The following is a 12895-nucleotide window of genomic DNA, read 5'->3' on the forward strand; positions in this document are numbered from 1 at the left end:
CTTGTAACTAATTTTCAGCTCCCGATGTTGGATTAATTTCAGTCAGTTCCCCTTCATATTGCGTTTCTTCGGTTCGTGCATCATATCCTTTCTCCCTGAGAAATCGGGAAAAAATATCGGAATACCCATGGGTACAGATAACACGACTTGCCCCTGTTGCCTCTATACTACTCAGCAGTCCGGCCCAATCACAATGGTCACTCAGCACAAATCCTTTGTCAACAGCTCTTCTTCTGCGTGCTCCTCTGAATGCCATCCATCCACTTGCCGTTGCTGTTTCATAGGGAACCATTTTCCTGAGCCACGTACTTCCGTGTGCACTTGGGGGCGCGAGAACCAGGTTGCCTCTGAGCTCTTCCTTTTTGGTTTCCTTTGTTATTCGAACGGTTTCCTGCAGAGTGAGAAATGAGCGAAGTACTTCATTCATATTTTCTATGGCCGCATGGGTATAAATCTTCCCGATAGAGGGATCGAGATGTTTTAAGAGGCGTTGAGCTTTCCCAAGGCTGTAGCCGAATAGGACAGAAGTTTTTCCCTCTGCACGGTTTTCAGACCACCATTGATTGATATCCCGAAACACTTCTTTTTGGGGAGACCATTTAAAGGCGGGCAAACCAAAAGTGCATTCGGTGATAAAGGAGTCACAGCTAACGGGTTCAAAGGGTGTAGACAGCCCATCTGCTTCGGCTTTATAATCCCCTGAAAACACCCAGACCTCACCTTTGTGTTCTACCCTGATTTGAGAAGAACCAGGGATATGCCCTGCAGGATGAAGGCTGAATTTCACTCCGTTGACCACGAAGGATTCATTCCAGGCTACACCAGTAGCACTGATATCTCCCAACCGATGTTTGATGATAGGGATATTGCGTTTATGGGTGATGTATTGCTTGTGTCCCCACCGACTGTGATCGGCATGGCCGTGTGAGATAATCGCCTTTTCAACCGGTTTCCAGGGATCGAGATAAACCTTGGCTTTCTCACAATAAATCCCCTTTTCCGTAAAGGCTAATAGTGGATTTTCCATAGCAGGGCCAAGGTACAAAATCTCGGGCTTTTTGTATTTGAGTAAATGTTCAGGCTGTGAGAATTCTCAGAATAAAATCAGATACAAAAATTTTTGATACAACCTGGTTCCCTGAGGCTGATAAGGGAAAAATATTGCAGTAAAAATGGACGTTTTCCCTTCCAAATGAAGTATCTTTGTGTACTATAAAGACGTTAAATTATGTCCATTAAAGATTTATATAACCACAGTGAAAAGCGCAGTAACCTGGCGCATTTTGCAGCCATTGCCTCACTTGCGGCAGTTGACGGAGAGATCAACCCAAGCGAACAAAAAGTGCTTGATAAGTTTGCCGTTAAACTGGATATTTCCGGAGAGGAAATCAGAGAGGTAATGAAGAAGGAGAACAAATACCCTGTCGAGGCTCCGTATTCTTCAGAGGAGAGATTGGAAAGACTATATGATCTGTTCAATATTATATTCGCTGATCACAGGATTGACGAGGACGAAGTAAGGTTGATTAAGAAGTATGCCTTAGCACTTGGCTATTCTCCAGCTAAAGCCGAAAAAGTGATTCGCAGATCCATCATATTATTCAGGGGGAAATTCGATTTTGAGGACTACCTGTATATGATGAAGCGAAAGAAGAAATAACAGGACTATACTTTATTTTCCTGGCTTGCTTGTTCAGCCATAAATTCTTCGGCCTTTTCCACCATTTTACTGCTTCCACAGAAGAATGGAACACGCTGGTGCAATTCTGTAGGTTTAATTTCGAGTATCCTTCCAAAGCCATCACTCGCCTTACCGTTGGCTTGTTCGGCCAGAAACGCCATGGGGTTACATTCGTAAAGGAGTCTTAATTTTCCTTCAGCGGCTACGCTGCTTTTAGGGTATATATAAATTCCTCCCTTGATCATATTCCTGTGAAAATCTGAAACCAGAGAACCGATATAACGAGAGGTATAGGGCCTGTCACCTTCTTCTTTCTGACAATACTTAATATAATTTTTTACTCCCTGCGGAAAATGGATGTAATTCCCTTCATTTACCGAATAGATCTTGCCTGTTTCGGGAAATTCCATGTTGGGATGTGAAAGGTAAAAAGTGCCGATAGCCGGATTCAGAGTAAAACCGTTAACCCCTGCTCCTGTGGTGTATACTAGCATCGTTGATGTCCCGTAAACGACATATCCGGCAGCTACCTGATCAACACCGGGTTGTAAAAAATCTTCAAGAGTGACGGGTGTCCCCAAAGGAGTAACCCTTCTATAGATGGAAAAGATAGTGCCCACAGAGACGTTGACATCGATGTTGGAAGACCCGTCCAAAGGATCGATCAGGACGATATATTTGTTCTGATTATTTTCATCATTACTGTTTACACTGATGAAGTCATCTTCTTCTTCCGAGGCAATACCGCATACGATCTCACGGTTCTTAAGGGTTTGAATAAATTTTTCATTGGCCAGAACATCGAGCTTTTGTTGATCTTCCCCCTGAATATTTGTGTCACCTACCCCGCCGAGTATATCTATCAATCCCGCCTTGTTAACCTCGTGGTTGACTACTTTGGCTGCCAACCTGATCGCGTTAATCAACTTCGAAAGCTCACCTGAAGAATACTGGAATGAAGATTGGTTTTCTATTATGAACTCGCCAAGAGTGGTGTTCTTTTTGTCCATTTGGGGTTGTGTTATATACCTACAAATATCGCATAATTTGTGATACTAAGTGGAATTGCAACCTCTTTCATTATTTAAAATTATAACTTTGTGTTTTATTTGTAACAATGATAAATATGGTAATCCGACATGCAAGACCAGAAGATATGGAGAGGGTGCAGGAGCTGATAAGGGAACTGGCTGAATTTGAGAAGGAACCTGATGCGGTTGAAATTAACGCTGAACATCTCGTTAAGCATGGTTTCGGGGATACCCCTCTCTTCCATTGTTTTGTGGGAGAGGTAGATGGTTATATCGGAGGAATGGCCCTGGTATACCCCAGGTACTCTACCTGGAAAGGTCCGGTACTTCATCTGGAAGACCTGATCGTAACAAAAAAAATGCGGGGTAGCGGCTTGGGAACAGCACTACTGGAAGCCGTCGTACAATACGGGCATGATCTGGGAGTAAAGCGGATAAGCTGGGAGGTACTCGACTGGAATGAACCGGCTATTTCGTTCTATGAACGGAAAGGAGCCAGAGTGATGCGGGACTGGGATGTGGTACAACTAGATGAATCGGGGATAAAAAATTTTATTGAAAATATATGAGGGTATTTAAATTTGGAGGAGCATCTGTAAAGGATGCTGATGGAGTGAAGAACCTGGTGAAAGTATTGCAGGAGACAGGTCACGAGGATACTTTTTTAGTCATCTCGGCCATGGGCAAAACTACGAATGCTATGGAAGAGGTAGTAAATGCCTATTTTAAGGATAAAACAGTGGTATCCGTTGCATTACAGGCAGTTGAAGAATTTCATCAGGAAATTCTCAATGGGCTGTTTCCTACTACTGGGCATGCTGTTTTTAGTGCCATAAAGGAATTATTTGAAGAGGTCAGAGGATTTCTCGCCTGGAACAAATCGCCCAAATATAGTTTTGTCTACGATCAGGTCGTTTGTTACGGCGAATTGATCTCAACATCTATTGTCAGCGCCTATTTAAATGAAGCGGGCATCAACAATAACTGGCTCGATATCCGTAACTTTATTAAAACCGATAACAATTATCGGGATGCCGGGATAGATTGGGAAAAGACCCAGGAAAGGGTTTCAAAAGGGCTAGATAAAGGTAAATTATATGTCAGTCAGGGATTTATCGGAAGTGATGAAAATAATTTTACCACTACCCTGGGCAGGGAAGGATCTGATTATACCGCTGCCATCCTGGCGTACTGCCTGAATGCCCATTCTGTGACCATCTGGAAAGATGTCCCCGGGGTGTTAAACGCAGATCCCAGATATTTTCAGGAATCCCAATTACTTAATAAGATCAGCTACAGGGAAGCCATAGAACTTGCCTTTTACGGGGCTTCAGTGATTCACCCTAAGACGCTTCAGCCATTGCAAAGGAAGGAAATTCCTTTGTTGGTAAAGTCGTTTTTGAACCCCAAAGATCCCGGCACCACGGTTGGTAAGGGAGAAAGTATCGACCCCAAAGTCCCTTGTTTTATCGTAAAGAAAAACCAGGTTCTTATGAAGCTTTCTTCCCTCGACTTTTCCTTTATCGTGGAAGATAGTATCAGTGACTTGTTTAAACTCCTGCACGACTATAAAATGAAAGTGGATATGATCCAGAATTCAGCTATCAGTTTTTCAGTATGTGTAGACAATAAGTTTGGGCGTCTGGAAGAACTTCTTGATCATCTGAAAGGTAAATTTAAGGTAGTGCATCACGAAGGAGTATCCTTGTACACCATTAGGCATTTTGACGCTCAATCAATTGATTCTCTTCAGAATGGAAAAGAAGTCTTATTGGAACAAAGGGGAAAGGAAACAGTTCAAATAGTGGTAAAATAGTATACTCACTAAGCTTATCTTCTTTTTTTCTACAAAAGAGCAAAGCCTATTTTCCTATCTTTACCCCTTAATCAGCATATTTCAATATGGGTTTAGTTACGGCTAAGGAAGTAGCAAAAGCTATCAATCTAGAGCGCTATGGTTTTTTCGGGACCTTTATGGGCTGGATGCTGATGAAGATCACTAAGTTGTCCTCGATGAATGCTTTTTATGTAAAGCATAAGCATTTAGATACGCAATCCTTCCTCGATGCCATCCTGGAACATTACGAGATCAAGTTTGAGATTCCTGAAGAGGATATAAAAAGATTGCCTAAGGATGGGGCATTTATTACCATAAGTAATCACCCGCTTGGAGGAATTGACGGTATTCTGCTTCTCAAACTTTTACTTCAACACCGAAAGGACTATAAGATTATTGCTAATTTCCTGCTCCACAGGGTAGAACCTCTTATTCCTTATATTTTACCCGTTAATCCCTTTGAAACACGTAAAGATGCGAAAAGCAGCATAGCGGGATTTAAAAGTGCCATTCAGCATATTAAGGAAGGACATCCGCTGGGAATTTTCCCGGCAGGAGAGGTGTCTACCTACAAGGATGGAAAATTGATTGTGGATAAGCCCTGGGAAGAAGCTGCACTCAAATTGATCAGGAAGGCAGAAGTTCCTGTTGTACCCATTTATTTCCATGCAAGGAATAGTAAACTATTTTATCGCCTTTCCCGGATCAACGATATTTTCAGAACAGCAAAACTCCCTTCCGAGCTAACATCTCAGCGCAACAGGAGTATAAAAGTGAGAATTGGCCAGCCAATCTCAGTAGCTTCACAGAAAGAGCAGAATAGCCTTGAAGAATTCACCGATCTGTTAAGAAGGAAGACATACATTTTGGCCAATGCCTATGAAAAGGAGTCGCTTATCAACCAGATTCCCGGAAGTTTAAAAATCCCCAAGGCTCCGCGTAAGATTGCAACTGCGGTTCGTACTGAAGTCATTCAGGGTGAGATAGAAAAATTACGGGAAAAAGATTGTCGTCTTTTACAAAGCAAGAATTACGAAGTATTCCTGGCGCAAAAGAAAGATATGCCCTTTATTCTGAATGAAATCGGAAGGCAGAGGGAAGTAACATTCAGAGCCATAGGGGAGGGAACCAATAAGGCCATTGACCTCGATCGCTTTGATGATTATTACCATCACCTTTTCCTTTGGGATGACGAAGACAAATGCATTGTTGGAGCATATCGAATGGGAATGGGGTCACATATTTTTCCTGAACTCGGCATTGATGGTTTTTATCTGCAGGACCTTTTCGGATTTGAACCCGAACTCCACACCATGATGTCACAATCCATCGAGATGGGCAGGGCCTATATTGTAAAGGAATACCAGCAAAAACCTATGCCCTTATTTCTTTTGTGGAAAGGCATCGTACATACAACACTTCGTTTTCCGGAACACAAATACCTCATTGGTGGTGTCAGTATCAGCAACCAGTTTTCCAACTTCTCCAAATCCCTGATGATAGAATTTATGAAGTCGAACTACTGGGACCCCTATGTAGCCCAGTATATTCATCCCAAAAAGGAATTCAAGGTGAAACTAAAGGACGCTGATAAGGAGTTTGTTTTCGATGAAACTGAAGCCGACCTCAATAAATTTGACCGACTTATTGAAGAGGTAGAGCCAGGAAGCCTGCGCCTGCCTGTATTGATTAAAAAATACATCAAGCAAAATGCCAAGGTGGTAGCCTTTAATGTCGACCCATTATTTAACAATGCCGTTGATGGCTTAATGTATATAAGAATAGCTGATCTTCCCGAAAGTACCGTAAAACCGGTAATGGAAGAATTCCAGGCTGAACTCGAGAGAAAGTTGGCCGAGAACAATGGTATTGTTTAGGAAAATTCCCTTGCTGCAAATTCAGAACAGTAATCTCTTATCTCATTCCTGGCCTTTTGGAAGGCCTCATGAATTTCTTTTTCGCTGCCGTCAACTTTAGAAGGATCGAAAAAATTATGGTGTAATCGCTTTGCCTTTGGTGCAGGGATAAACGGACAGTTTTCATTGGCATGATCGCAAACCGTGATAATAAAATCCCAATCAATGCCCTTGTATTCATCTACGTGATTGGAAGTATGCGAGCTGATGTCCAATTCGTCTTCTTTCATGATTGCAACTGCCCCCGGATTTAAACCATGTGTTTCGATTCCTGCACTGAATACTTTGGCACGATCACCAAGAAATTTTTTTAAGTAACCGTGTGCCATCTGACTTCTACAGGAGTTTCCGGTACAGAGCACCAATACGTTTTTTTTTGTCATGTTTCTTAGTTAGTAATATTAATTTGAACCTACTTTTTTACTTCTGCGCTCAAAAATCAGATTGTCTTTCCATTCTCCGTCTAACTGTCCAATACGTTCCCTGAACCCTATTTGTCTGAATCCGCATTGCAAATGGACATTGACACTTCCTTGATTCTCGGGAAAAATTCCGGATTGAAGGGTCCAGAAGCCCTCTTTTTCGCTGGATTCAATTAAGGCGTTCAGGAGTTTTTTACCAATTCCCTTACCCCGATGATCTTTGCTTACATAGACACTTACCTCCCCAACTCCGCCATAAACACAGCGTCCTGATACAGGGGAAAGAGCCGCCCACCCCACTATGGAATTTTTCTCATCGGCAACCAGCCTGCACGAACGGGTGTGAGCCTTATCCCAATCTTCAAATGCCGGAACCTGTTTTTCGAAGGTGGCAAAACCTGTTTCAATACCTTCGAGGTAGATTTGTGCAACTGCCGGCCAGTCTGTGGGAGACATGGGTCTTATTTTCATATCAAGGATTTTAACAGCATCCTGTTCCCGGATTACAACATTCTTCAGCTACAGTTTCTTTTTCTTCATTTACACCACAAAGTTCTTCTGCTTTGCACAAGGTGGGGTTGACATCCAGCGCAATCGTAAGGGTATCCTTTTCAGCCTTAACTCCCTGTACATACAGCTGAGCAGTGTGAAAACTTTTATTCCCATATTCGAACTTTACTTCAGCTTCCAGGTCTAAGGGTTTCATGGAATGAACTCGATCAAGGATGTTTTTGGCCTTAGCAGTTGTCAGATATTCTGTTTTGTCAATTTCGGCCGGACTTTCCCATAGCTGGATTACCGTTTCATTCCAGGCATCCGTCCTGCCGCCACAGTCGACCGACTCAATACGGGTATTCTTTACTTCTGTGATGTGATAATTAGCCCCGATCTTTTTACCGGCTTCGTATTCAAAAATCAGCTCTCTGGAGGTCTGATTATTTAGAAAATTCAAAAATTCAGCTGTTTTCATAGTTTCAGTATTTAGCAGCAATTAATCTTTGCCTCATTAAAAAAAGAATTGAGAAGGGCTTGTATTTCTTTCCAACGATCCAGGGCTATACAATAACAGACAGTATTTCCCTCAATTTCGCCTTCAATCAAGCCAATTCGTTTTAACTCCTTCAGGTGCTGAGAGATGGTAGGTTGTGCCAGGCCAATTTCCTCAACGATATCGTTGCAAATACAGGCGCTCTGCGTGCTGATGTATTGAAGAATTGCGATCCTGCCAGGATGCCCCAATACTTTGAAAATAGTGGCAAGTTCGTTCTGGGAAGTATCGAAAATCTGTGTTTTTGTGAGTCCCATTTTATATTTGTATATCGCAATATTACGATATTGTATTGAAATAAAAAAGCCGGACTGATAAAATCCGACTTTATAGTTTGATCAGAACCAGGGTTTTTTACCCACCTGGTAGGTATTGTAAAATTCTTCATCAGATTTTGTAAGGTAGATGATACCTTCAATTAGTCCGATAAGTCCGGGAATCCAGAAGAAGAACGCACCCACCACAATACAAGTTGTGGCATATCCTATAAGTGTAATGGCCAGCAGAATTACACCTTCTTTATTATAACCGAGTATAAACTTGTGAATCCCAAGTGAACCGAAAAGGATCCCAAGGATACCTGCCAGGATCTTTTTATTATCTCCCCCTGCGGTTTTTAATCCTTCACGAAATTCTTCAGCCGTCTTCTTGGCTTCTTCCTTGAACTCACCTGCAGACTCTTTGGCTTCGTCTGCTGCTTTTTTTGCGGATTCCTTGGCATCGTCGAAGGCGTCCTTGGCTTTATCGCCTAAATCTTTTTTATCTTCAGACATGTTATTAGTTTTTGTGGTTAGAGTTTAGAATAAATGTAGGACATTTTTTGATTTCAAAGAAATGCCTTGTCAACAGGTTCCCATAATTCAATCTTATTTCCTTCCGGATCGAGGATCCAACCAAATTTACCGTAGTCGTATTCCTCCATTTCTCCAACTACTTTAACCCCTTCCTGTTTTAAGGCCGCCAGGAGTTCACGGAGATTTTCCACCCTGAAGTTCATCATAAATTGCTTTTCACTGGGTTGAAAATAAGCCGTATCCTCTTTAAAAGGGCTCCATTGTGTTGAACAATCATTGCCCTCTTTGTCTTTCCACCAGAAAGTGCAGCCGTATTGGTCTGTATTCAACCCGAGGTGCTCCTTGTACCAATCCTTGATCTTGTCGGGATCTTTCGTTTTGAAGAAAAATCCTCCAAGTCCGGTTACTCTGTTTTTCATTTCATTTTTTTTAAGTTTTTCTCATACAAGTTGATCCATTCCTCCACAGACATCTTTGTACATAACTCGGCTATGAGCTCGTATGGAATGCTTTCTGGTTTTTTAAAGCGGACACAACTCTTACCCATATCGAGTTTTGTGCTTACGTATTTGGGATACTCTCCTACAAACCAGGCCTGCAGATCCTTATCTGCATAAATCCCTGAATGGTAAAGGGCAATATAATTTTTTTGGGATGCTAAACTCATAAAGGGCAGAGGAAGTTCGGGAGTACAATGATAGCCATCCGGATAGAGGCTGTGAGGCACTACATAGCCGATCATTCCATAATTCATCGTTTCTTTAAATCCCTTTGGCAAATTTGAATTAATTGTTTTGCGCAATTGGATGATAGCTTCTTTTCGATCCGATGGGAGGGAAGCGATGTATTCTTCCGGAGACTTTGCATCTGAAGTCATGACAGGTATATGGTTGGTGATGTAATAGACTATGCTAAATGGTCACCCTAAGATACTAAAAATTTGCCCTTGATTTTATCTACTATCATCTGGGCAAGCTTTACCTTACTTTCCTTAGTCCAGCCAGCAATATGTGGACTGAGAAGAACTCGTTCTGAGTTAATGAGAAATTTAAATTCTGCAGGCATTTTTTCTTTTTCAAAAAGATCTTCAAAGGAGATCTTTTCGTATTCAAGCACATCGAGTCCTGCACCACTTATTTTCCCCGATTTAAGTGCAGCAACCAGATCAAGTGTAACCACACATTTCCCTCTGGCAGTATTGAGCAACCAGAAAGGCTTGGAAAATGCCGTAATAAATTCCTTGTTCACCATCCCCAATGTAAGTGGAGTCTGTGGTATATGAAGGCTAAGCACATCGGCTTTTTGCTGAAGTTCTTTCATAGGAACCTGCCGGGCAAACTCGTCCCCTACATCCGGAAGAATATCACAGCAAAGAACCTCCACATCTAAACCTGATAGCTTTTTGGCAAATGCTTTGCCTGTATTTCCATACCCGATGATACCTACTATTTTGCCTTCAAGCTCCAAACCCCGATTTCCTTCCCGGTCCCAGATCCCCTGCCTCACTTCTCTGTCTGCCTTGTTAAGATTGTTAAAGAGGGACAACAGCATCCCTAGGGCATGTTCTCCTACAGCATTTCTGTTGCCTTCGGGAGCAGCAGCAAGGAAGACCCCTTTTTTATTCGCGTAAGTGACATCGATATTTTCTAATCCAGCCCCAACCCTCCCTATAAATTTAAGTCGGGTCGCTTTATCCAGGAATTCTTTGTCAATTTTAAACCGACTTCGAATAATGATCCCGTCAAACAGGTGAATAATCTCTTCAACTTCTTTCTTACTGGCCTTGTATTCTTCTGTATTTTCAAAACCCATGGCGGCCAGTTGCTCCAGCAAAAGGGGGTGATTCGTATCCAGATGCAGCACTTTCATCTCAATCAGATTTTTGGATAGTGTGTTTTTGTCAAGGTATCCCTGACATTTCCTGTATGGCTGGTGCTTAGTTTTTCAAAGAGCATCAGATGGACTTCTTCTCCGTTTCTGGTAGCAGGGCAATGTTCTATACCTTTAGGAACCACAATGATTTCCCCTGGGTTTACTTCTACTGTTTTGTTCCTGAATTGCATGTACAGAGTGCCTTTCAATACCTGGAACAACTCGTCCTCACCCTCGTGGAGATGCCATACAAACTCATCTTTAATTTTGGCCAAGAGTATCTGCATGTCATCAACTACTGCAATCTGATGGGGATGCCAGTGGTCTTTGAATGCACTTAATTTTTGCTTTAAGTTGATCGATTTCATTGTACAGATTTTAAGGGCGTACTTTGCAGGCTGATTCTGTAAATATTACCCATGCCATTTAGTATTTTGTTTGCTTCTCCAGAGATTTCTTCGGGTTGTTTGACTTCCCCCTGAAATTGATTAGTTCGTTCACTTGTAAAATACAAATTCCCCGCTTTCAAATCTACAAAAGGACAGTAATCCAGGAATTCTGAATTAAGTTCAGGTCCCAAATTACGGGCTGCTGACCAGCTGCCATCAGACAATTTTTTGGAAAAATAAAGATCTCCTCCCCCATATCCGTCCGCCCTGCCAAAGGAACTAAAAATGAGAAGGGTCTCATCTGGATCGACGTAGGCATTAAATTCGTAAGCCTTAGTATTGACCAGTGAATCAAGGGCTATCGGACTCTGGTACTGACCTGATGAGTAAGTACAATAGAAAATGTCTTCCCTCCCATACCCATCCTCCCGGGTTGCTGTAAAGTAGAGATTGCCATTTGCACTTACTGAGGGATAGTATTCATCATTTCTGGAATTAATAACCGAATCAAGGGGATACGGAGTACCCCAGCCCCCTTCCACTTTTTTTACTGCCCAAATATTATAATCCGTACGCGTAGTGTCACTATAAACAGGCCTGTTTGATGCAAAATATAAGATTTCCCCATCCGGAGCGTAAAAGGGTTCGATATCCTGATATTTACCTGAAAACGGAAGAATTGTTGCTTCGTCCCAGCTCGCGCCTTTCTTTGATAAAGAAATAAGTGCCCTTATTTTTTGGTTGTAGGTACCTCGGGTAAAGATCAACTCCTTCCCATTGGGGGCAATGGCCATGTCGCGTTCATACAGAGGCGTTGACACCAGGTCTTCTGCAAAAACTTCCAGATTAGATGGATTTGCATTTAATTCAGGATTGATTATAAGTTTTGGCTGACAACCCAGAAGCAGCAAAAAGCTCATCCAGAACACATTCCTAATATCCATTCAGAGGTTTTTTTTCATTGTACATATCGGGTTGCTTATTAACCCGGAATTCAAAGATATCTTTTCGTGAATAATGTCCGTTTACATCAAAATCCAGTTTCTGCCTTGATATTTCGTCCAGATCAATAGTTGCTGAGACTATTCCAGGCGAATTCCAGAGGGGGCCAGCCAGTACCTCTCCTGATGGAGAGACTATTACACTCCCTCCCGGACACATCTGTTCTTCTTCCTCGGTGAGCATATTCTGGTATTTTTCGGGAATCATAGACCTGGTAATATGCTGATTGCATCCCAGAACAAAGCATCGTCCTTCAAGAGCGATATGGCGCATGGAAGCAACCCAGGACTCCCTGGCATCGGCAGTAGGCGCAATATAAATCTCAATTCCCTTCTGGTACATCGCCATTCTGGCAAGGGGCATATAATTTTCCCAACAGATGAGGCCGCCCAATTTTCCTATTTCTGTCTCAAAAGTGACCAGGTCCTCTCCTGAAGCTTCAGACCAGATCACCCTTTCGGTACCTGTGGGTTTAATTTTACGATGCACTCCCAGCAGGCCGCTTGCAGGAGAGATATACACCATGGAGCAGTACAAACTCCCGTGCTCCGCCGATCGTTCTGTGATACCTACAACCAGATATGTCTGATAGGCCCTGGAAAGTTCTTCAAGCCTTTTAAGGGCTTTTCCCTTAAGGTCTACACTTTGGTCATGGTATTCAGCATAAAGATCTTTGCCGGCTTCAGAACGTTTACCTACGCTGGCTCCGAAGGTAAAACCACGCGGGTAGCCCGGAATAAATGACTCAGGAAAGACCATAAGCTGATATCCATTCCCGGCATTATCTGATAAGATAGATTCCATTTTATCCAGGGTTTTTTCCCTGTCAAAAAAAACCGGATAGTCCTGAACGACGCCAACTTTTACTTTCATAAGATTCGTTTTAAGTCAACCGCGATAATC

The 12895-nt window shown here is 42.4% G+C and carries 17 protein-coding genes; 4 read left to right on the forward strand and 13 right to left on the reverse strand.

All coding sequences use genetic code 11. The features are described from left to right. Positions 1–7: 7 nt before the first annotated feature. Positions 8–1027: a ligase-associated DNA damage response exonuclease gene (locus ACA086_RS03360; protein ID WP_371001925.1), complete on the reverse strand. Its 1020-nt coding sequence runs from the start codon at positions 1025–1027 to the stop codon at positions 8–10. A gap of 201 nt (positions 1028–1228) precedes the next feature. On the opposite strand from ACA086_RS03360, the gene ACA086_RS03365 reads away from it, so the two are divergent. After that, positions 1229–1660 (forward strand): TerB family tellurite resistance protein, encoded by a 432-nt coding sequence (locus tag ACA086_RS03365; RefSeq protein WP_369746765.1) that lies wholly within the window; start codon positions 1229–1231, stop codon positions 1658–1660. 5 nt (positions 1661–1665) lie between these two features. Here ACA086_RS03365 and fbp read toward each other — a convergent pair whose 3' ends face one another. After that, positions 1666–2691 (reverse strand): class 1 fructose-bisphosphatase, encoded by a 1026-nt coding sequence (fbp, locus tag ACA086_RS03370; RefSeq protein WP_369746766.1) that lies wholly within the window; start codon positions 2689–2691, stop codon positions 1666–1668. A 116-nt stretch (positions 2692–2807) separates the two neighbouring features. Between fbp and ACA086_RS03375 the strand changes: the two genes are divergently transcribed. The 3 genes from ACA086_RS03375 to ACA086_RS03385 all read left to right on the forward strand — a co-directional run bounded on the left by ACA086_RS03375 (position 2808) and on the right by ACA086_RS03385 (position 6426). Next, positions 2808–3281 carry an N-acetyltransferase family protein gene (locus ACA086_RS03375; protein WP_371001926.1) on the forward strand — a complete coding sequence of 158 codons (474 nt, stop codon included), beginning with the start codon at positions 2808–2810 and terminating at the stop codon, positions 3279–3281. Further along, positions 3278–4528 carry an aspartate kinase gene (locus tag ACA086_RS03380; protein WP_371001927.1) on the forward strand — a complete coding sequence of 417 codons (1251 nt, stop codon included), beginning with the start codon at positions 3278–3280 and terminating at the stop codon, positions 4526–4528. The genes ACA086_RS03375 and ACA086_RS03380 overlap by 4 nt, the downstream gene beginning before the upstream one ends. Before the next feature lie 86 nt (positions 4529–4614). Next, positions 4615–6426 (forward strand): GNAT family N-acyltransferase, encoded by a 1812-nt coding sequence (locus ACA086_RS03385; protein ID WP_371001928.1) that lies wholly within the window; start codon positions 4615–4617, stop codon positions 6424–6426. Here ACA086_RS03385 and ACA086_RS03390 read toward each other — a convergent pair. The 11 genes from ACA086_RS03390 to ACA086_RS03440 form a co-directional block, all read right to left on the reverse strand. After that, entirely contained in the window at positions 6423–6848 is a 426-nt protein-coding gene (locus ACA086_RS03390; protein WP_371001929.1) for an arsenate reductase ArsC, read from the reverse strand. The two genes, ACA086_RS03385 and ACA086_RS03390, sit on opposite strands and share 4 nt — an antisense overlap. A gap of 18 nt (positions 6849–6866) precedes the next feature. Continuing rightward, on the reverse strand, positions 6867–7358 hold the full coding sequence (locus ACA086_RS03395) for an N-acetyltransferase family protein (RefSeq protein ID WP_371001930.1): 492 nt from the start codon (positions 7356–7358) through the stop codon (positions 6867–6869). Between the two features lie 10 nt (positions 7359–7368). After that, positions 7369–7857, reverse strand: coding sequence for a DUF6428 family protein (locus ACA086_RS03400; RefSeq protein ID WP_371001931.1), 489 nt, complete (start codon positions 7855–7857; stop codon positions 7369–7371). A gap of 11 nt (positions 7858–7868) precedes the next feature. After that, on the reverse strand, positions 7869–8192 hold the full coding sequence (locus tag ACA086_RS03405) for an ArsR/SmtB family transcription factor (protein ID WP_371001932.1): 324 nt from the start codon (positions 8190–8192) through the stop codon (positions 7869–7871). Between the two features lie 81 nt (positions 8193–8273). Further along, the gene (locus ACA086_RS03410; RefSeq protein WP_371001933.1) at positions 8274–8708 is read right to left on the reverse strand and encodes an NINE protein; all 435 of its coding nucleotides are present in this window, start codon (positions 8706–8708) and stop codon (positions 8274–8276) included. 53 nt (positions 8709–8761) lie between these two features. Then, positions 8762–9148, reverse strand: a complete 387-nt coding sequence (locus ACA086_RS03415) for a VOC family protein (protein WP_371001934.1) — start codon at positions 9146–9148, stop codon at positions 8762–8764. Then, positions 9145–9606: a DUF1801 domain-containing protein gene (locus ACA086_RS03420; RefSeq protein WP_371001935.1), complete on the reverse strand. Its 462-nt coding sequence runs from the start codon at positions 9604–9606 to the stop codon at positions 9145–9147. Before ACA086_RS03420 ends, ACA086_RS03415 begins: the two co-directional genes overlap by 4 nt. Positions 9607–9653: 47 nt before the next feature. Further along, a complete protein-coding gene (locus ACA086_RS03425) occupies positions 9654–10598 on the reverse strand; it encodes a 2-hydroxyacid dehydrogenase (protein WP_371001936.1) in 945 nt (314 codons plus the stop codon). A gap of 5 nt (positions 10599–10603) precedes the next feature. Then, on the reverse strand, positions 10604–10969 hold the full coding sequence (locus ACA086_RS03430; protein WP_371001937.1) for a cupin domain-containing protein: 366 nt from the start codon (positions 10967–10969) through the stop codon (positions 10604–10606). Continuing rightward, positions 10966–11934: an exo-alpha-sialidase gene (locus tag ACA086_RS03435; protein WP_371001938.1), complete on the reverse strand. Its 969-nt coding sequence runs from the start codon at positions 11932–11934 to the stop codon at positions 10966–10968. The genes ACA086_RS03430 and ACA086_RS03435 overlap by 4 nt, the downstream gene beginning before the upstream one ends. Next, on the reverse strand, positions 11924–12865 hold the full coding sequence (locus ACA086_RS03440; protein ID WP_371001939.1) for a carbon-nitrogen hydrolase family protein: 942 nt from the start codon (positions 12863–12865) through the stop codon (positions 11924–11926). Before ACA086_RS03440 ends, ACA086_RS03435 begins: the two co-directional genes overlap by 11 nt. Positions 12866–12895: the final 30 nt, after the last annotated feature.

Source organism: Muriicola sp. E247 (genome assembly GCF_041358175.1).
In the GTDB taxonomy this organism is placed as follows: Bacteria; Bacteroidota; Bacteroidia; order Flavobacteriales; family Flavobacteriaceae; genus Muriicola.

Bases quoted from the DNA above. Each gene is read 5' to 3' on its own strand.
- ACA086_RS03360 (WP_371001925.1), bottom strand. From the start codon at position 1,027: ATGGAAAATCCACTATTAGCCTTTACGGAAAAGGGGATTTATTGTGAG.
- ACA086_RS03425 (WP_371001936.1), bottom strand. From the start codon at position 10,598: ATGAAAGTGCTGCATCTGGATACGAATCACCCCCTTTTGCTGGAGCAA.
- ACA086_RS03365 (WP_369746765.1), top strand. From the start codon at position 1,229: ATGTCCATTAAAGATTTATATAACCACAGTGAAAAGCGCAGTAACCTG.
- fbp (WP_369746766.1), bottom strand. From the start codon at position 2,691: ATGGACAAAAAGAACACCACTCTTGGCGAGTTCATAATAGAAAACCAA.
- ACA086_RS03400 (WP_371001931.1), bottom strand. From the start codon at position 7,857: ATGAAAACAGCTGAATTTTTGAATTTTCTAAATAATCAGACCTCCAGA.
- ACA086_RS03385 (WP_371001928.1), top strand. From the start codon at position 4,615: ATGGGTTTAGTTACGGCTAAGGAAGTAGCAAAAGCTATCAATCTAGAG.
- ACA086_RS03415 (WP_371001934.1), bottom strand. From the start codon at position 9,148: ATGAAAAACAGAGTAACCGGACTTGGAGGATTTTTCTTCAAAACGAAA.
- ACA086_RS03435 (WP_371001938.1), bottom strand. From the start codon at position 11,934: ATGGATATTAGGAATGTGTTCTGGATGAGCTTTTTGCTGCTTCTGGGT.
- ACA086_RS03380 (WP_371001927.1), top strand. From the start codon at position 3,278: ATGAGGGTATTTAAATTTGGAGGAGCATCTGTAAAGGATGCTGATGGA.
- ACA086_RS03440 (WP_371001939.1), bottom strand. From the start codon at position 12,865: ATGAAAGTAAAAGTTGGCGTCGTTCAGGACTATCCGGTTTTTTTTGAC.
- ACA086_RS03375 (WP_371001926.1), top strand. From the start codon at position 2,808: ATGGTAATCCGACATGCAAGACCAGAAGATATGGAGAGGGTGCAGGAG.
- ACA086_RS03430 (WP_371001937.1), bottom strand. From the start codon at position 10,969: ATGAAATCGATCAACTTAAAGCAAAAATTAAGTGCATTCAAAGACCAC.
- ACA086_RS03390 (WP_371001929.1), bottom strand. From the start codon at position 6,848: ATGACAAAAAAAAACGTATTGGTGCTCTGTACCGGAAACTCCTGTAGA.
- ACA086_RS03410 (WP_371001933.1), bottom strand. From the start codon at position 8,708: ATGTCTGAAGATAAAAAAGATTTAGGCGATAAAGCCAAGGACGCCTTC.
- ACA086_RS03405 (WP_371001932.1), bottom strand. From the start codon at position 8,192: ATGGGACTCACAAAAACACAGATTTTCGATACTTCCCAGAACGAACTT.
- ACA086_RS03420 (WP_371001935.1), bottom strand. From the start codon at position 9,606: ATGACTTCAGATGCAAAGTCTCCGGAAGAATACATCGCTTCCCTCCCA.
- ACA086_RS03395 (WP_371001930.1), bottom strand. From the start codon at position 7,358: ATGAAAATAAGACCCATGTCTCCCACAGACTGGCCGGCAGTTGCACAA.